The organism is Campylobacter concisus (genome assembly GCF_015229955.1).
Classification (GTDB): Bacteria; Campylobacterota; Campylobacteria; order Campylobacterales; family Campylobacteraceae; genus Campylobacter_A; species Campylobacter_A concisus_AT.
Window position 1 is genome coordinate 419545 of sequence record NZ_JAAKYZ010000001.1, and the last position, 18663, is coordinate 438207.

General features: G+C 34.9%; 20 protein-coding genes and 5 tRNA genes. 24 read left to right on the top strand and 1 reads right to left on the bottom strand.

The window, feature by feature from the left end:
- Positions 1 to 21 precede the first annotated feature (21 nt).
- The 11 genes from hemB (at position 22) to G6W45_RS02210 (ending at position 12917) form a co-directional block, all read left to right on the top strand.
- A complete protein-coding gene (gene hemB / locus G6W45_RS02160) occupies positions 22 to 993 on the top strand; it encodes a porphobilinogen synthase (protein ID WP_194167372.1) in 972 nt (323 codons plus the stop codon).
- 1 nt (position 994) lies between these two features.
- Positions 995 to 1912 carry an ornithine carbamoyltransferase gene (argF, locus tag G6W45_RS02165; protein WP_194167373.1) on the top strand — a complete coding sequence of 306 codons (918 nt, stop codon included), beginning with the start codon at positions 995 to 997 and terminating at the stop codon, positions 1910 to 1912.
- Positions 1909 to 2394 carry a DUF2603 domain-containing protein gene (locus G6W45_RS02170; RefSeq protein ID WP_084040706.1) on the top strand — a complete coding sequence of 162 codons (486 nt, stop codon included), beginning with the start codon at positions 1909 to 1911 and terminating at the stop codon, positions 2392 to 2394. The genes argF and G6W45_RS02170 overlap by 4 nt, the downstream gene beginning before the upstream one ends.
- Positions 2387 to 3748: an oxygen-independent coproporphyrinogen III oxidase gene (gene hemN, locus G6W45_RS02175; protein ID WP_194167374.1), complete on the top strand. Its 1362-nt coding sequence runs from the start codon at positions 2387 to 2389 to the stop codon at positions 3746 to 3748. The genes G6W45_RS02170 and hemN overlap by 8 nt, the downstream gene beginning before the upstream one ends.
- A gap of 116 nt (positions 3749 to 3864) precedes the next feature.
- Positions 3865 to 5535 (top strand): TolC family outer membrane protein, encoded by a 1671-nt coding sequence (locus tag G6W45_RS02180; protein WP_194167375.1) that lies wholly within the window; start codon positions 3865 to 3867, stop codon positions 5533 to 5535.
- Positions 5536 to 5555: 20 nt separating this feature from the next.
- Positions 5556 to 6212, top strand: coding sequence for a transglutaminase-like cysteine peptidase (locus G6W45_RS02185; protein WP_054196396.1), 657 nt, complete (start codon positions 5556 to 5558; stop codon positions 6210 to 6212).
- A complete protein-coding gene (locus tag G6W45_RS02190) occupies positions 6209 to 8158 on the top strand; it encodes a bifunctional diguanylate cyclase/phosphodiesterase (RefSeq protein WP_194167376.1) in 1950 nt (649 codons plus the stop codon). Before G6W45_RS02185 ends, G6W45_RS02190 begins: the two co-directional genes overlap by 4 nt.
- Before the next feature lie 3 nt (positions 8159 to 8161).
- The gene (locus G6W45_RS02195; RefSeq protein WP_194167377.1) at positions 8162 to 10300 is read left to right on the top strand and encodes a type I secretion system permease/ATPase; all 2139 of its coding nucleotides are present in this window, start codon (positions 8162 to 8164) and stop codon (positions 10298 to 10300) included.
- A gap of 2 nt (positions 10301 to 10302) precedes the next feature.
- Positions 10303 to 11769 carry an HlyD family type I secretion periplasmic adaptor subunit gene (locus G6W45_RS02200; RefSeq protein WP_194167378.1) on the top strand — a complete coding sequence of 489 codons (1467 nt, stop codon included), beginning with the start codon at positions 10303 to 10305 and terminating at the stop codon, positions 11767 to 11769.
- Positions 11769 to 12260 (top strand): DUF5416 family protein, encoded by a 492-nt coding sequence (locus G6W45_RS02205; protein WP_194167379.1) that lies wholly within the window; start codon positions 11769 to 11771, stop codon positions 12258 to 12260. The genes G6W45_RS02200 and G6W45_RS02205 overlap by 1 nt, the downstream gene beginning before the upstream one ends.
- A gap of 18 nt (positions 12261 to 12278) precedes the next feature.
- Entirely contained in the window at positions 12279 to 12917 is a 639-nt protein-coding gene (locus tag G6W45_RS02210; protein ID WP_194167380.1) for a response regulator transcription factor, read from the top strand.
- 209 nt (positions 12918 to 13126) lie between these two features.
- On the opposite strand, the gene G6W45_RS02215 is transcribed toward G6W45_RS02210, so the two are convergent.
- Positions 13127 to 13375, bottom strand: a complete 249-nt coding sequence (locus G6W45_RS02215; RefSeq protein ID WP_021090800.1) for a hypothetical protein — start codon at positions 13373 to 13375, stop codon at positions 13127 to 13129.
- A gap of 236 nt (positions 13376 to 13611) precedes the next feature.
- On the opposite strand from G6W45_RS02215, the gene G6W45_RS02220 reads away from it, so the two are divergent.
- The 13 genes from G6W45_RS02220 (at position 13612) to rplL (ending at position 18630) form a co-directional block, all read left to right on the top strand.
- A tRNA-Thr gene (locus G6W45_RS02220) sits at positions 13612 to 13687 on the top strand.
- 53 nt (positions 13688 to 13740) lie between these two features.
- A tRNA-Tyr gene (locus G6W45_RS02225) sits at positions 13741 to 13825 on the top strand.
- Between the two features lie 7 nt (positions 13826 to 13832).
- Positions 13833 to 13909, top strand: a tRNA-Gly gene (locus G6W45_RS02230).
- 126 nt (positions 13910 to 14035) lie between these two features.
- Positions 14036 to 14110, top strand: a tRNA-Thr gene (locus tag G6W45_RS02235).
- A 73-nt stretch (positions 14111 to 14183) separates the two neighbouring features.
- Positions 14184 to 15383: an elongation factor Tu gene (gene tuf, locus G6W45_RS02240; protein ID WP_021090663.1), complete on the top strand. Its 1200-nt coding sequence runs from the start codon at positions 14184 to 14186 to the stop codon at positions 15381 to 15383.
- 56 nt (positions 15384 to 15439) lie between these two features.
- Positions 15440 to 15598: a 50S ribosomal protein L33 gene (gene rpmG, locus G6W45_RS02245; RefSeq protein ID WP_035167196.1), complete on the top strand. Its 159-nt coding sequence runs from the start codon at positions 15440 to 15442 to the stop codon at positions 15596 to 15598.
- 13 nt (positions 15599 to 15611) lie between these two features.
- Positions 15612 to 15687 (top strand) — tRNA-Trp (locus tag G6W45_RS02250).
- Between the two features lie 17 nt (positions 15688 to 15704).
- On the top strand, positions 15705 to 15884 hold the full coding sequence (secE, locus tag G6W45_RS02255) for a preprotein translocase subunit SecE (RefSeq protein ID WP_035167317.1): 180 nt from the start codon (positions 15705 to 15707) through the stop codon (positions 15882 to 15884).
- Between the two features lie 16 nt (positions 15885 to 15900).
- A complete protein-coding gene (gene nusG, locus G6W45_RS02260) occupies positions 15901 to 16431 on the top strand; it encodes a transcription termination/antitermination protein NusG (RefSeq protein WP_021090793.1) in 531 nt (176 codons plus the stop codon).
- Positions 16432 to 16441: 10 nt separating this feature from the next.
- A complete protein-coding gene (gene rplK, locus G6W45_RS02265; RefSeq protein WP_084040690.1) occupies positions 16442 to 16867 on the top strand; it encodes a 50S ribosomal protein L11 in 426 nt (141 codons plus the stop codon).
- Positions 16868 to 16926: 59 nt separating this feature from the next.
- Entirely contained in the window at positions 16927 to 17628 is a 702-nt protein-coding gene (rplA, locus tag G6W45_RS02270; RefSeq protein ID WP_194167381.1) for a 50S ribosomal protein L1, read from the top strand.
- Between the two features lie 105 nt (positions 17629 to 17733).
- On the top strand, positions 17734 to 18219 hold the full coding sequence (gene rplJ, locus G6W45_RS02275; protein ID WP_021090459.1) for a 50S ribosomal protein L10: 486 nt from the start codon (positions 17734 to 17736) through the stop codon (positions 18217 to 18219).
- A gap of 30 nt (positions 18220 to 18249) precedes the next feature.
- Positions 18250 to 18630, top strand: coding sequence for a 50S ribosomal protein L7/L12 (gene rplL, locus G6W45_RS02280; RefSeq protein ID WP_103580601.1), 381 nt, complete (start codon positions 18250 to 18252; stop codon positions 18628 to 18630).
- Positions 18631 to 18663 lie beyond the last annotated feature (33 nt).

Consider the following 18663-nt stretch of genomic DNA (forward strand, 5'->3'; position numbering starts at 1 on the left):
TAACAAAGAAAAGGCAAAAATATGTTTAAACGTTTTAGAAGATTAAGAATAAATCCAGCCCTAAGAGACATGGTAAGAGAGACTAGCCTTAGCGTAAATGACTTCATCTATCCGCTCTTTGTAGTCGAGGGCAAAGGCGTTAAAAACGAGATCGCTTCGATGCCAGGCGTCTATCAAATGAGTATCGATGAAATTTTAAAAGAGTGCGAAGAGATAGTAAATTTAGGCATAAAATCGATCATTTTATTTGGCATACCAAGCCTAAAAGATAGCGTTGGTAGCGACGCACTAAGTAACGACGGCATCATAGCAACTGCGCTTAGAGCGATAAAAGATAAATTCCCAAATTTAGTAGTCGTCACTGATCTTTGCTTTTGCGAATATACAGACCACGGCCACTGCGGCATAATCGACCACGTGCACAACACCATCGACAACGACGCAACGCTTGAAATTTCAGCCAAACAAGCTCTGATACACGCTCAAAATGGCTCTGACATGATCGCACCAAGTGGCATGATGGATGGCATCATTGCAACGCTAAGAGAGACGCTTGATAGCAATGGCTTTGAGAATTTACCAGTGATGGCATACTCAACCAAATTTGCCTCAGCCTACTACGGACCATTTCGCGATGTGGCACAAAGCGCACCAAGCTTTGGCGATAGAAAGAGCTACCAAATGGACAGCGCAAACCGCCTAGAGGCGATCAACGAGAGCTTGCAAGACGAGGCACAAGGCGCTGATATCTTGATGGTAAAGCCAGCGCTCGCCTATCTTGACATCGTTAGAGAGCTTAGAAATTTGACACTTCTACCACTTTGCGTCTATAACGTAAGCGGCGAGTATGCACTGCTAAAAGCTGGCGCAAAAGCTGGTATCATCGACTACGAGCGCGTTATGATGGAGACACTGATCGGCTTTAAAAGAGCAGGGGCAAATTTGATCATCACCTATCACGCAAAAGAAGCAGCCAAAATTTTAAGGGGCTAAGATGAGGCACTTTTTGACGCTAAATGACTTTAGCAAAGATGAAATCGAGCAGATGATAAATTTAGCCCGCAAGATCAAAAAAGAGGCGAAGGTTAGAGAATTTAAGCCATATCTTAAAGATCAAAAGCTTGCGATGATATTTGAAAAAAGTTCAACTAGAACTAGAGTGAGCTTTGATGTTGGCATGCATGAGCTTGGCGGATATGCGCTATTTTTAAGCAAAAATGATATACAAATAGGCCGTGGCGAGCCAATCCGCGACACCGCTAGAGTGATAAGCAGGATGTGCGACATGGCTATGCTAAGGGTCGATAAGCACGAGACACTAGAAGAATTTGCTAAATTTTCAAGCGTGCCAGTGATAAATGGCTTAAGTGATAAATTTCACCCAGTGCAGCTAATGGCAGACTATCTAACCATGCTAGAATTTAGCGCAGGCGAGAAGGTCGCATACGTAGGGGACGGCAACAACATGACTCACTCGTGGCTCATGCTAGCCAGCAAGCTTGGCCTTGAGCTAAGGGTTGCCACGCCAAAAGGCTACGAAGTGGATGCAGAAATTTTAAAAATGTCTAACGAGAATGCGAAAATTTCAGGTGCGAAAATTTTTATCACAAATGATATAAAAGAAGCGGTAAATGGTGCCGATGTAGTGACTACGGACACTTGGGTATCGATGGGACAAGAGGCCGAGAAAGAAAAGAGGCTAAAGGACTTTGCTGGATACTGCGTGGATGAAAATTTGATGAGCTTAGCTAAAAAAGACGCGATATTTTTGCACTGCTTGCCAGCTTATAGGGGCTACGAGGTGAGCGAGGCAGTTTTTGAGAAGCACGCAGATGAAATTTTTAGCGAGGCTGAAAACAGACTTCATGCCCAAAAAGGCGTGATGGTCTGGCTGGATGAGAGAAGAAGATGAGCAAAGAGAAAAATATATATGATGAGATAGATGAGATCGGTAATAACCTTGGGCTGAGTAGCCCTGAAAAGACGATCTTTGAGATAGTTTCAACCAAAAATCCAAATGAGCATATTTTAAATTTAAAAAGTGGCTCTTGGGACTCAAAAGAGCCGTGGTTTGGTATTGATGAAAATCAAAATTTACATACGGTAATCTCTGTAAAATCGCTTTCAGCTTTGATCGAGGCCTTAAAAGAGTCTCAAAAAGAAAATTTTGATCTAAGGCTTGAAAAGACGATCTGGCAAAACATTCCGGTTGATTTTAGCGATGTTTGGGTGGTTGCTATGGATGAGATAAAAAAGATCGCAAGCGATAAAAAAAGCAGACAATTTAATATTGATCTTGACAAACTGGTAAAAAATATCAAAAAAGAGCACCCAAATTTATTTGTAGACATAAAAGAGGTGATTCAAATGGCAAGGAGTAGGGCAGATGATTGATTTTAGTGCTTATGTGAAGTATTCAAGGCCAGGGCCAAGATATACTAGCTATCCGACAGCGCCAGAGTTTAGTGATAAATTTAGCTATGAAGCTTATATAAAAGAGCTTGAAAATCGAGATAAAAAAAGGCCGCTTTCTCTTTATTTGCACCTGCCATTTTGCAGAAGCGCTTGTTATTTTTGTGGCTGTAACGTCATTTACACGAGCAAAGAGGACCGCAAAGAGAAATATATAAGATATATAGAAAAAGAGCTTGAAATTTTAGCTCACCACCTGGACACCAGTGCTGAGGTCTTACAAATGCACTTTGGCGGCGGCACACCAACATTTTATAATGCCGCTCAGCTTGATGAGATTATCAAACTTATCAAAGCTAAATTTAAAAATTTCTCAAAAGAGGCTGAGATAAGCTGCGAGATAGATCCGAGATTTTTAACAAACGAGCAGCTTGATGTGCTCATATCTCACGGCTTTAACCGCATAAGCTACGGCGTGCAGGACTTTGATGAAAAGGTGCAAAAAGAAATTCATAGAATTCAGCCTTATGAGATCACCCAAAATGCTGTAAAAATGGCTAGGCAAAAGGGCATAAAATCAATAAATATGGACCTGATCTATGGCCTGCCGTATCAAAGCCTAGAGAGCTTTAAAAAGACGCTTGAACTAGCCCTCACACTTGATCCTGATAGACTTGCGGTATTTAACTACGCTCATGTACCTTGGATAAAAAAATCAATGCGTAAATTTGATGAAACCACATTGCCAAATCCTGAAGTAAAGCTTGAGATTTTAAAATTTACAGCTGAGTTTTTAACTAAAAATGGCTACAAAATGATAGGTATGGATCATTTTGCAAAGCCAAATGATGAGCTTTTTGGTGCTCTGGCAAATGGTACTTTGCATAGAAATTTTCAAGGTTATACGACAAAGGGTGGCGCTGATCTTATTGGTATAGGCGTGACAAGTATCGGTGAGTGCAAAAGGCACTACGCACAAAATCATAAAGACATGGACGAGTATGAAAAGGCGATCGATAGTGGAAGGTTGCCATATGCAAAGGGAATTTATCTAAGTGATGAAGATTTGCTTAGAAAGAGTGTGATTATGAACTTAATGAGTAATTTTGGGCTTGATATCAAAGCCATCGAGAATGAATTTCATATAAATTTCTTTGAACACTTTAAGGAAGAGCTTGAGGAGCTTAAAAATTTAAATGAATTTGTCAATGTTACAGCAGATAAAATCAGCGTAAATGAAACTGGAACACTGATAATACGAAATATTGCAATGTGTTTTGATGAATATCTAAAGAAAATTCCCGAGAATTTAAGGCGATTTTCTAAAACTATATAAAAATTATTTTTTTGTCATAAGATATTTAAAATGCATTTAATATTTCTTGATGTATAATTCGTATCAAAATTTAAGTATAGACTTAATAATAAAAATAAGGTAAAAGGATCTTAATTATGAAAAAGATGTTAGCAATTAGTGCTTTGGCAGCAACTGTGCTGTCAGCTCAAGATGTTCCTTATAGGATTTTTCTAGCTTCATTTGCACAAGATGATAATCAGGCTAGAATTGATAGTGCTGTTAATAAAGTCAATAGCAAAATCTCTGACAGCAGACTAACTACAGGTATCTATGAGGTTGGTGGACGAAAATTTTTATATGTTGACACAACTCCAGTCTCTGAGGATGAAGCTAATAGTCTATTAGTTAAAGTTCAAAACGAATCAGGCTATAAGGATGCTTTAATGAGACCAAAAGCACCTGTAGCTGATACTCAAACAACAAAAAAATCTAATATAGAACAAGCTATATCAACTGAAGTAAAACCAGTAGCACAAGTTGATGATGGAGTTTTGACTTTAGATCAAGTTATAAAGACTATTTTAAATGAAAACCCAAGTTTAAAAGCTACAGAATTTAACTATCTACAAGTTGGTAAAGATCTAAAAATAGCAAAGAATGCCTATTATCCAACACTTGACGCTGCTGCTAGAGTGGGATATGAGAAAAAACGCCTTGATGATGGAGTTTCTACAAGAAGAGGAGATGGAAGAATTTCTGGTACATCTCTAACCTTGGTTGAAAATTTATACAATGGTGGTGCTGATAAAAATAGAATAAATTCTCAAAGTGCAAGGCTTGATTCAGCTGCTTATTCGGTAGCACAAGCTGCAGATAGACTTACATTAAATGCTGCAAATGCTTACTTGCAAGTTCTTCAAACTAAGAGAATTTTAGACATTGAAGAAGAAAACGTAAAGAGTCATGAGGAGATTTATAGCCAAATTAAAGATAGAGCAAGATCAGGTTATGGTGTAGCTTCTGAAGAGAGACAAGCTGGATCACGCTATACTTTAGCTCAATCAAACTATACAGCTGCTAAAAATAACTATGAAGATGCGCTTTCTACATTTGAGAAATTATATGGAAAAAAAGTTGCAGCTAAAAATTTAGTGATGCCTGAGTTTAGCCTTCCTTTACCTAGCACAAAAGAAGCTGTTTATAACAAAGCTATTCTCTGCAACCCATCACTTTTAGTTCAAAAATCAAATATTGCTATGGCAGAGTCAGTTGTAAAAGAGAAAAATGCGCCATTCTTGCCAAAACTAGATCTTGTTGTATCTGGCGCGTATGATCATTCAAATGTTTTATATGACAATTATGAAGAACAAACATTTGACGCACTTTTAAGACTAAACTATAACCTTTACAATAAAGGTAATGATAAACTAGATAAAGAAAAAAGCCAGCTTGCCGTTCAACAAGAGCAACAAACTTTGGATAATCTTGTAAGAGAGCTTAAAGAATCTTTGGAATTTTCATGGCAAAATTATGTTCTTAACCAAGAAAAAATGGGATACTTAAATCAACACGTTGAATATGCTAAAGCTACACTTGACGCTTATCAGGATGAATTTAGAATCGGTCGTCGCGATCTTATAAACTTGCTTGATGCTGAAAATGAATATAACTCTGCATTAAAAGAGATCGCTACAACTGAGACGGCACTATCTTATGCAAAATACAGACTGTTAGATAATATGGGAATGATCTCAGATAGCTTTGAGCCAGGTTTTGCAAAGAGATACATTCAAGGTGCTTGCAGCATTCAAAACGATTTAAGATAAAAATGTAAAAAGTAATGACCATGAGGGTCAAGACAAATTTTTGGACGCTTATTGTAAGCGTCCTTTTTTTATTATTAGCAAGTGCTATTGGAGATTTTATAAAATCAACAACTATAGCAAAGGTAGCTAAAATTTATGGAGAAGATGCAAGAAGAAGGGCTTCTGCTCTAAATTCTTTAATGACTTCATTGCAAGATGCAACTGAACAAGAGAAATTAATAAAAGTAAATGACTTTTTTAACTCTTTTAGATGGGTTGATGATATGCAGCTTTGGCACAAAAAGGATTATTGGGCTACTAGAATGGAATTTATAGGAAAAGGTGCTGGTGACTGCGAAGACTACGTTATCGCAAAATATTTTACACTAAAGCAGCTAGGAATTCCAACTCAAAAATTATACTTCACATATGTTAAAGCCTTAAGATACAATCAAGCTCATATGGTTTTAGCATACTATGATACACCAAAATCTATTCCATTAATTTTAGATAACATAAATGGTAAAATAAAAATCGCAACTCAAAGAACGGACCTTGTTCCAGTTTATAGTTTTAATGGTGATTCACTATACTTGGCAAAACAAGAAGGTCTTGGTCAAGCAATACCAGGTGGAAATAAAAAACAAAATCCTAAGTGGATGGAACTAATAGATAGGATAGGAAAAGAGGATTTATGACGCTATTTAAACAAATTATGATCGCCGTGATAACTTTTGGTATCATGATTTTTATGGCTGTTGGCTACTTAAATTTTAAGAGCCTAAATGGATATATTAATGACCAGCTTGGTGAAAACGCAAGGCATACAGCAAATTCGCTTGGACTTGCTTTAAAGCCTATTATCGATCCAGATGACATGTCCTTGGCTCAAACAATGATAAATTCTATGTTTGACAGCGGTAGATACAAGCTTATCAAGCTTGAAGATGTTGATGGCAAGGTTCTTATTGAAAATTCTCAACAAACTGTTGTTAAAGATATTCCTGAGTGGTTTTACAAAATAGCCAAGTTTGAAGCACCAATAGCAGATAGCGAGATTATGACTGGCTGGGCAAAATTTGGCACGCTTTATGTTCAAGGCAGCACCGCACTTGCCTATAATGAGCTTTATACTAACTCAAAAAATATTTTTAATTTTCTTCTTCTAATGATAATTGTCACTCTCGTGGTGGCATATTTCGCTCTAAAAGCTATTTTTAGACCGCTTATGAAGGTTCAAGATCAGGCTGAGGCCATACTTGATAATAAATTTATTATTCAGAAAAGAATTCCATTTACAGCTGATCTTAAAAAAATGGTTCTAGCTATGAACTCTATGGTTAGTAAAGTAAAAGACATTTTTGAGAGAGAGGCAGCCACACTTAGTAAGTATCAAGAACTTTTATATAAAGATACAATGAGCGGTGCTAATAACAGAAGATTTTTTCAAACTAAATTTAGTGAGTATCTAGCAAGTGAAGAATATTCAAGTGGTGTTGCTTTACTTGTTAGTTTTAAAGATCTAATAAATTTAAAAAGTACGCTTGGCTTTGAAAAATGGCAAAGCGTTATAATGAAAATAGCTCAAATTTTACAAGAAAAATCAATCCATAATGATAAAAATGCGATTGTTGCAAGGCTTAACGATAATGATTTCATTGTACTTTCGTATGGTAGAAATTCATCAAATTTCTTGGCTCTATGTGATGAAATTATGAACGAGTTTAAAAAGCTTTATGCAAATTTTGCGCTAAATGATAGCGAGTATCCAGTAAATGCTGCGATAGTTGAGTATTCACCAAATACTGATATCAAGACACTTCTTACTTCAGCTGACGTTACATTGGCTAGCTCAAGACTTGCTGGAAGCTTTACATACAAGGTATTTAATGAAAATCAAAATACTTTAGTGATTGGTAAAGAGAAGTATAAAGAGCTTATTTTTGACTCAATAAAAGATGATGAATTTAAATTCGCAGCTCAAAAGGTGATTGATCTTAATTCAAATTTTGAACAGTATGAGCTTTATTTGAGGCTTGTTGATAAAGATGGTGTATGGCGTATGGCCTCATATTTCATGCCGATGGTAAATGAGCTAAATTTAGGTGCGATGCTTGATCTTCATATCTTAAATAGGGTAGCCAGAATTTTACCGGAAAATATCTTGCCAAGTGGCAACTTAGCTATAAATTTGGGAAAAGAGATATTAAACTCAGATGAAAATTTTTCAAAACTTGAAGCTACACTTAAAAAGATAAGTCAAATTTCAAAATATAAAAACTATATAGAAATTCCAAATAAAGACGATATTAGCATAGAAAGTATAGTTAAGCTTACTAAAAAATTAAAAGAACTTGGCTTTGGATTTGGTTTTGACCACTTCGAGCTTAACGCAAAAGGTATTGAGAAACTAAAAGAATTTAACCCTGATTATGTAAAAATTCAGTCAAATGTCTTGATTGACTTCTTAAGTGATAAGTCAGGAGTAAACACAAAACAATCACTTGATGTTGTTTTAAGCTCAAAAGACATTATTTTGATAGCAATCGGCGTTGAAGGCGAAGAGCAGAAGAAAAAGTTAATCGATCTTGGCATTAAAAATATGCAAGGAATTTATATAGATGAAATTAAGAACATTGGATGATAGATGCATAGTGATAAGATAAAAGATGAACTGCTTCAATGTTTGGTTATTTTTACCAAGCTTCATAATAATCCATACAGTGCCGATGCTTTAACTATTGGCTTGCCAGTAAAAGATGGCGATGAGATTGAGCTTTTTTCACTTAAAAGCTCAAGGTCTTTATTTTCTCGTGCTGCTTCTCGTGCTGGCTTTGCTTCTACCCTCGTAAGAAAAGATCTTGAGCAAATCTCTCCTTTAGTTTTACCTTGCATTTTAATGCTTAGAGGCAAAAAAGCTTGCATCTTGCAATCTTTTAGTAAAGATAAAAAGACAGCAAATATCATAACGCCAGAACTTTCAACTGGTACTAGTACGATAGAAATAAGTAAATTAAAAGAAGAATATTTAGGCTATGCATACTATCTAAAGCGCGAGTTTATTCCAGAGGATACTAGCTCAACAAAGCTAATTGATGCGGGCAATGACCACTGGTTTTGGGGAACTCTAAAACGTTCAAAAAAGATTTATTTTGATGTTGTTCTTGCAAGTTTTATTATAAATTTATTTGTTCTTGCTAGCCCACTTTTTACGATGAACGTATATGACCGAGTTGTGCCAAATAATGCGGTTGAGACACTTTGGGTCTTGGCACTTGGCGTAAGTGTAGTTTATGGCATAGATCTTTTTTTAAAATTTGTAAGATCATATTTTCTTGAGATTGCCGGCAAAAAGAGCGATATCATAATGAGTTCTATTTTATTTGAGCGTGTTATGGATATGAAATTTAGCAATAAACCAAAATCTGTTGGTTCTTTCGCTAGTAATCTAAAAGAGTTTGATACGGTTAGAAATTTCTTCTCATCAGCCTCATTGGCAGCCATTGTCGATCTTCCATTTGCGATCATTTTCTTGATAGTTACTTATTTTATAGGAAGCTATATCGTACTTGTACCAATTGTTATCATGATAGCTATTTTATGCTATACATTTTTTATAAAAGATCCACTTCAAAATGCTATTAAAAGTACATTTGAGGCTTCGGCTATAAAAAATGGAATTTTAATAGAGAGTCTTAGTAGTCTTGAGACTATCAAAACTCTTGGTGCTAGTGGGCATATACAATGGAACTGGGAAGAGGCAACTGGTGAGATAGCAAATAGAAGCATTAAATCAAAAATTATCACAACTTCGATAACGACTGTTACATCTTTTTTAGTGCAATTAAATACTATTGCTATCATCGTTCTTGGTGTCTATATGATACAAGATACACATCTTACAATGGGCGGTCTTATCGCCGCGGTTATGCTTAGCTCTCGCGCTATCGCTCCTATGGGGCAGGTAGCTTCGCTGGCTGCAAATTTTGAGCAGACAAAAACAGCCTATCAAAGTCTTAGTAAGATTATGCAGATGCCTGTTGAAAGGCCAGAAGGTAAAAAATTTGTTAGAAGAAATTCTTTTGATGGAAAGATCGAGTTTAAGAATGTAAGCTTTACATATCCAGATACCACAAAAGGTTCGCTTGATAGGATAAATTTTGTTATTCAGCCAGGTGAAAAAGTTGGCATTATAGGCAAAAATGGCTCTGGAAAAACTACTTTACAAAAGCTCATTTTGGGACTTTACTCACCAACTGAAGGCTCAGTGCTAATCGATGGTATTGATATTAATCAAATCGATCCAGCCGATCTTAGGCGAAACATTGGCTATGTTCCGCAAGATGTTGTGCTTTTTAAAGGAACGGTTAGAGAAAATATTGTTCAAAAAGCACCATATGTTGATGATATTCAGATTATAAAAGCAGCTAAAGTAAGCGGAGTTGATGAATATGTAAATGCTCATCCGCTTGGATTTGATATGCCAGTTTTTGAAAGAGGCGATGGCATAAGTGGTGGGCAGCGTCAAAGCATAGCTGTGGCTAGGGCATTTTTGCTAGATAGTCCTATTGTTTTGCTTGATGAGCCAACAAATTCTCTTGATAATACAGTTGAAAATAAGTTAAAAATAAATTTAAAGACAAATACAGCAAATAAAACGATGCTACTTGTTACACATAGGACGTCGATGCTAGATCTTGTTGATAGACTTATAGTTATGGACAATGGCAAAATTTTATTGGACGGACCAAGAGATGAAGTTTTAGCAAGACTTAGTGGGAAGTGATCATGCAAGAAGATATCAAGAATAAACAAAATGAAAATCCAAAAAATGAAAAAAGATTAATTTCCGAAAATAGCATAAAAGAACAAGAGGAAGCTAGTAATAAAATTTTAAATAGCGTAGATGATATAAAGTCTAATCTTCAAACAAAAAATTATGATGCTTATGATTTGAAATTTATGTCAAGTCTTTCTGAGGCTGTTTTGGCTAAAGCCCCATCAACATCTAAAAAGATACTCTATACAGTTGCTATAACTATGTTTTGGCTTCTTATTTGGGCCTCTTGGGCACAAATAGATGAGATCACAAGAGGTAGTGGTAAGATCATCCCGTCTGGAAAAAACCAAGCGATACAAAATCTTGAAGGCGGTATAGTCGATCAAATTTTTGTAAAAGAGGGCGATGAAGTCAAGAAAGATCAAATTCTAATAAGGTTAGATAATAAAAATTTTACGAGTAGTTATGGTGAGTCAAAACTAAGACTTGACGAACTTCAAGCAAAATTTATGAGACTTGATGCTGAGGCGAATGATAAGGAATTTGACTATGACGAAGCTAGAGATGCAAACAATAGCAAGGCCATAAGATATGAGCTAAGTTTACATAATTCAAATATTGATCACCTAAATGAACAGATAGGAATTTTAACAGAGCAAATTCATCAACGCCAGAGTGAATTGGTCGAACTAAAAAATAAAATTTCTCAAACTCAGAATAGCTATAACCTTGTTCTAAAAGAAAAGGCCATTATGGAGCCAATCTTTAAAAAAGGTCTTGTTAGTGAGGTCGAATACATTCAGCTTCAAAGGCGCGTAAATGATCTAAGAGGTGAGCTTGATGCAGCCGTTCTTGCCGTACCAAGAGTTGAATCAACTATAAAAGAAGCGAAAAATAAGATCGAAGAAGCAAAACTTGCTTTTAAAAACAATGCAAAAAAAGAGCTAAATGAAGTTTCAGCAGAGATCGCAAGGATAAATGAATCACAAATTAGCCTAAGCGATAGAGTGGAAAGAACATATGTAAGATCTCCAGTAAATGGTATCGTTAGTAAGATGATGGTTCATACCGTATCAGGAGTTATCAAGCCTGGTGAAAATATTGCTGAGATAGTTCCTCTTGAGGATAAACTGGTTGCCGAAGTAAAAGTAAAACCAGCCGATGTTGCGTTTTTGAGGCCTGGGCTTGATACGATGGTTAAATTTACGGCCTATGATTTTAGTATTTACGGTGGTTTAAAAGGCAAGGTAACGCAGATTAGTGCTGATACGGAGACTAATGAAAAAACTGGTGAGAGCTATTATTTGGTCAGGATAGAAACTGAGAAAAATTATCTTGGTAGCGAAGAAAAGCCACTTAGAATAAAAGTTGGTATGATAGTTTCAGCTGATATCATTACCGGTAAAAAGACAATACTTGATTATTTATTAAAGCCTATTTTAAAGGCAAAGCAAAATGCCTTAACGGAGAGGTAATGGGCAAGATCGCTTTTTATGATAAGAAATTTGGTGAATATGAGATTGAAAAATTTCAAAATTTACAAAATTTCTATCTCATAAAAGATGATCATTGCTGCGATATAGTTAATGATGAAATTGAACGATTTGAATTTAGTGATTGTGAAATAGAATTTTTACAATTAGTAGATGTTGCTAGTAGGCATAAAAAACTATTTGAAAATATAAAAATTCAAGATGATATAGTAAGGAGCATTAAAATTTTAATAAAAGGCTTTGACCAGAGTTTGGACAAATTTGACTTTGATCCTGGAATTTTAAATTTAAATACCCCTTATAAATATGCTATATCACAAGATTTTTTTGAAATGACTATTTTTTTAGAAGAAAAATCCTCAGTGGTTACTAAATTTTTCTCATCAATAGATTACAAGATACACAAAAATGGCGAAAGTCGTCATATAGAATTTTTTATAAATAATAAAAAAATTTATGAAAGAATCATATAAATAATCCAAGGAAAGGTAATGCAAGTTATTTTATTTACACAAAATAGTGCATTAAACAATATTTGGAGAAGCTATTTTACTGGCAATAGCGATGTGAAATTTATACATAATAGAAAAGAGTTTTTTTCTCATATAAATGATGATGTTGATATTATAGGCATTGATATTGATGTTTTTAAAGATAATATTGATGATGTTATAAAAAATATAATTGAAAATTCCCCAAATATAAAAATACTCATTCTCTCAAATAGGCCAACGATAAACGAAGGCAAGCATCTACTTACGCTTGGAATCAAGGGCTATGCAAATTCTCACATGAGAAAGGCTCACTTTGAAGATGCTTTTGAAGCTATTTTTAATGGAAATATATGGCTTTACCAAGAATTCGTTCAGGCAATGATTAGTGAGCTAACCGGCTCATATATTAATAGTGAAAGTGAAAAGGCAGATAAAAGGACCGACCTCTCTGAGCTTAGTTCAAGGGAAAGAGAAATTGCAGATTTAATCTATCAGGGTCTAACAAATAATGAAATTTCAGAAAAAACAGGTATTACACTAAGAACAGTCAAAGCACATACAAGCTCGATTTATAGTAAGCTAAATGTAAAGGATAGAATAGGGCTTGTGCTTTTAATGAAGCAACTTGACGCATAAAATCTTGATTTATTTTTGTGAGAAATTTAAGACTCTTCTTCAAAAACTATAAATTTTTTATACATGCACCCATAAGAAATATATACATAACTTTTACTAGCTGAAGAATACAATAAATATAAAATTTTCAAATAAAAAATGATTTGCTAAAATCTTAAATAAAAAATTCTAGCAAATTTATTAATAGCCGAGATAAGAAATCAGAAACTTTAGTCTTCCAAATCGATATCTACTTTTTCAACATTTGTTATGATGTCTTTTGTATTTTTTTCGATATCGTGTTTGTTTTTTTCAATAAGTGATCTATTTTGTCCAATCAAATCCCTATTTTCTTTAATGCCATCACTATTTTGTTCAATTAATTTGCTAAGAGTCGATATTCTTTTCTCATAACGTATCATTAGAAAATAAATTACGTAAATTAGTAATAAAATTATCGCCCAAGGTAAAAATTGCATATTAAGTCCTTATATATTTTTTGTAATTATAGAAATTTTAGCTTTTAAAAAAAATAAAACCATAAAAATTATACATATTTCATAAATACTTAATGATGCATTACGGATTTAAATGTAATAAAAATTTGTATTCTTAAATGGCTATATTTTATGATTTTAATTTTTATGAAAATTTTTTAAATTTCCCTTGACTTTTACCTTGTTTTGATATATAATTGCCACTTCACAAAATAGGTGCTGGTGTAGCTCAGTTGGTAGAGCTACTGCCTTGTAAGCAGTGGGTCGGCGGTTCAAGTCCGTTCACCAGCTCCATTTTTGTAACAGTGTTTGACCAGAAAATACCAAAATAGTTTATTAATGTTTAAGGTGAGATACTCAAGCGGCCAACGAGGGCAGACTGTAAATCTGCTGACTATGTCTTCCGTGGTTCGAATCCACGTCTCACCACCATTGTTATGCGGGAGTAGCTCAGTTGGCTAGAGCATCAGCCTTCCAAGCTGAGGGTCGCGGGTTCGAGCCCCGTTTCCCGCTCCAAAATTTCGGAAAATAAACTGGGAGCTGTATCTAGATTTTACTAAACACAGTTATTCCTTACTTTATTTTCAAAATTTTTAGTTGTTTGTATTATTTAATTGGAATCATCTCTGCCAAGCGTTTTTCGCTCATATGGCTCAGAGGTAGAGCACTTCCTTGGTAAGGAAGAGGTCGCGGGTTCAAGTCCCGCTATGAGCTCCACTGGTTAATATGATTTTATTATGATTATACAAATTTAGTAAGAAAAAGACATATATCACATACGGAGGAAAAGATGGCTAAAGAAAAATTTTCACGTAACAAGCCGCACGTAAACATAGGTACTATTGGTCACGTAGATCATGGTAAAACTACATTAACAGCTGCAATATCTGCTGTTCTTTCACGCAAAGGACTTGCTGAGCTAAAAGATTATGATAATATTGATAATGCTCCAGAAGAAAAAGAGCGTGGTATTACAATTGCTACTTCACATATTGAGTACGAGACAGAGAAACGCCACTATGCCCACGTTGACTGCCCTGGTCACGCCGACTATGTAAAAAATATGATTACAGGTGCTGCGCAAATGGATGGAGCTATTCTGGTTGTTTCTGCAGCTGATGGCCCAATGCCACAAACTAGAGAGCATATTTTGTTATCACGCCAAGTTGGTGTTCCATACATTGTTGTTTTTATGAATAAAGCTGATATGGTTGATGATGCTGAGCTACTTGAATTGGTTGAAATGGAAATCCGCGAATTGCTTAATGAGTATAATTTCCCAGGTGATGATACACCTATTGTTTCTGGTTCAGCACTTAAAGCCCTTGAAGAGGCAAAAGCTGGTCAAGATGGCGAATGGTCAGCAAAAATTATGGAATTAATGGATGCAGTTGATAGCTATATCCCAACTCCAGTTCGTGCAACAGATAAAGATCTTCTTATGCCAATCGAAGATGTTTTTTCGATTTCAGGTCGTGGTACAGTTGTAACTGGTAGAATCGAAAAAGGTGTTATAAAAGTTGGTGATACAATTGAAATTGTTGGTATTAAACCAACTCAAACAACAACAGTTACTGGTGTTGAAATGTTTAGAAAAGAGATGGATCAAGGTGAAGCTGGTGATAACGTCGGTGTTCTTCTTCGTGGTACCAAGAAAGAGGATGTTGAGCGTGGTATGGTTCTTTGCAAACCTAAATCAATTACTCCTCATACAAAATTTGAAGGCGAAGTCTATATCTTGACAAAAGAAGAAGGTGGTCGCCATACTCCTTTCTTTAATAACTATAGACCACAATTCTACGTAAGAACAACTGATGTTACTGGTTCAATTACGCTTCCAGAAGGAACAGAGATGGTTATGCCAGGTGATAATGTAAGAATTTCTGTTGAATTGATTGCTCCAGTAGCACTTGAGGAAGGCACTCGTTTCGCTATCCGTGAAGGTGGTAGGACTGTTGGTTCAGGTGTTGTTTCAAAAATACTTGGTTAATTTATAAAATTTTATCAAAGGGAGGATATCCCTTTGATATCTTAATAAGGACTTATATGAGAATTAAAATTGGTTTAAAATGCTCCGAAAGTGGTGATATAAATTATACAACAACTAAAAATAGTAAAACTACTACGGATAAAGTTGAACTTAAAAAGTATTGCCCAAGATTAAAAAAACATACTATTCATAAAGAAGTTAAATTAAAAAGTTAATTAAGAAGCTATTAGGGCAATAGCTCCAACGGTAGAGCGCTGGATTCCAAATCCAATGGTTGGGGGTTCGAATCCCTCTTGCCCTGCCACGACTAAGGTTAAGATTATGGAAAAAATTATAAATTATATTAGGCTTTCTAAATTGGAAATAATGAAGGTTATCTATCCTACAAAAGAACAAATTAGAAATGCTTTTTTTGCAGTTTTTATCGTAGTTGCTGTTGTATCACTTTTTTTAGCTCTTGTTGATGTTATTATGTCCTTTGTTTTATCTAAAGTTATATGATATAAGGGAAGAAGTAATGTCACATAAATGGTATGCTATACAGACTTACGCTGGAAGCGAAATGGCAGTAAAGAGAGGAATTGAAAACTTAGTAAAAGATCATGGAATAGAAGATCAACTAAAAGAAATTATAGTTCCTACAGAAGACGTAATAGAAATAAAAAATGGTAAGCAAAAAATCAACGAAAGGACTCTTTACCCAGGTTATGCTTTTGCGTGCTTAGATCTTGATACGGCTCTTTGGCACAGGATTCAATCTTTACCAAAAGTTGGACGTTTTATTGGTGAGGCCAAAAAACCTACGCCATTATCTGAAAAAGATATAAATACTATTTTGGAAAAAGTTCAAAAAAGGGCTGCACCAAAACCTAAGATATTCTTTGAGGATGGTGAGAGTGTTCGTATAACAGAAGGTCCTTTTGCTAACTTTACAGGTATTGTTGAAGAATATGACATGATACATGGCAAGCTTAGACTTAATGTTTCTATTTTTGGTAGAAGTACCCCTGTTGATATTTTGTATTCACAAGTTGAGAAGATAATTTAAGGAGCAAGAAATGGCTAAAAAAGTTATAGGTGAAATAAAATTACAAATTGCTGCAACAAAAGCAAATCCTAGTCCACCAGTTGGTCCAGCTCTTGGACAAAAAGGTGTTAATATTATGGAATTTTGTAAAGCCTTTAATGAGAGAACAAAAGACATGGTTGGGTTTAATATTCCAGTTGTTATAACTGTTTATGCTGATAAAAGTTTTACATTTATCACAAAACAGCCTCCTGCTACAGATCTTATTAAAAAGGCTGCAGGTATAACAAAAGGAACTGATAATCCTTTAAAAAATAAAGTAGGCAAACTAACAAAAGCTCAAGTTTTAGAAATAGTTGAGAAAAAACTTGTTGATTTAAATACAAATGATAAAGAGCAAGCAGCCAAGATTATTGCTGGTTCAGCTCGATCAATGGGTGTCGAAGTAATAGACTAAAACCTTTACCGTCAGGTTGATTAGCAAAAGACGGAAGCAATATATATGCGGAGAAATTTATGGGAAAAACTAGTAAGAGATTTCAAGAATTGCTCAAAAAAGTAGAGCAAGATAAAATTTATAACCTTAGTGAGGCTATTGATACGGTCAAAGCTCTAGCTTCTGCTAAATTTAATGAAACAGTTGAGATTGCATTAAAATTAAATGTTGATCCAAGACATGCTGATCAAATGGTTCGTGGTTCAGTAGTTTTGCCAGCTGGTACAGGTAAAACTGTAAGAGTTGCTGTTATTGCTAAAGATGCTAAAGCTGATGAGGCAAAAGCAGCTGGTGCTGATATTATTGGCGCAGATGGTTTAGTTGAAGATATACAAAAAGGTATAATGAATTTTGATGTTCTTATAGCTACTCCAAACTTAATGGGTCTTGTAGGTAAGGTCGGTAGAATTTTGGGACCAAAAGGATTAATGCCAAATCCAAAAACTGGTACAGTCACAATGGATGTTGCACAAGCTGTTAATAATGCAAAAAGTGGTCAAGTAAATTTCCGTGTTGATAAGCAAGGAAATATACATGCAGGCCTTGGTAAAGTTAATTTTACTAAAGAACAATTAAATGAAAATATTTCAACATTTATTAAAGCGATCAATAAACATAAGCCTGCAACTGCAAAGGGTAGATATGTTAAAAATGCTTCGTTGTCTTTGACAATGAGCCCATCTATAGCTCTTGATACTCAAGAAGTTATGGACTTAAAATAAAACCAAAAATTAAAATTTATATCTTAGATTGGAGATAGCCGAGGCCATTGGGCTTAATTGATTCGACCCGCTCTGCTTGAAATTACCGGTCGGAAAGGAGAAAAAGTGACACGTAACGAAAAAACTGAAGTTGTTGCAAAATTAGAGAGTGAATTTAAAACTGCTGAAGCTATTGTAGTTTGTGACTATCGTGGTCTTTCAGTAAAGAAACTTGAAGTTTTAAGAAATTCTGCTAAAGAACAAAATGTAAAAGTTCAGGTTATTAAAAATACTCTTGCAAATATTGCTCTTAAAAATTCTGATAAAGTCGGGATGGAACTCAAAGATACAAATATTTATCTTTGGAGTGAAGATCAATTAGCAGTAACTAAAGTAGCCGCAAAATTTGAAGAGTCTAATGCTGATCTTTTCAAAATAAAAACAGCTTATATTGATGGTGAAGTTGCTAGTGTTGATAAAGTTAAAGCTCTATCTAAAATGCCTAGCCGTGATGAGCTTATTGCGATGCTTTTACAAGTTTGGAATGCACCAATTCAAAATTTTACAATTGGTTTGAATGCGCTTAAAGAGAAAAAAGAACAATCAGCTTAATTTAAATTAAAAAAATAATAAGGATTAAAAATGGCAATTACTAAAGAAGATGTATTAGAGTTTATATCTAATCTTTCTGTACTTGAACTTAGCGAACTTGTAAAAGAGTTCGAAGAGAAATTTGGTGTTAGCGCAGCTCCTGTAATGGTAGCTGGTGGTGCTGTTGCAGCAGGCGGTGCAGTAGCTGCAGCAGAGGAAAAAACAGAATTTAACATTGTCTTGGTTGATTCTGGTGATAAGAAAATTAATGTTATTAAAGTTGTTAGAGCGCTTACTGGTCTTGGTCTTAAAGAAGCTAAAGACGCAGTTGAGGGAACACCATCTGTTCTTAAAGAAGGTGTTAGCAAAGATGAGGCTGAGGCAGCTAAAAAAGAGCTTGAAGAAGCTGGTGCTAAGGTTGAACTTAAATAATTTTTTATTATTTGAGCTTAATATTTCAAGAGA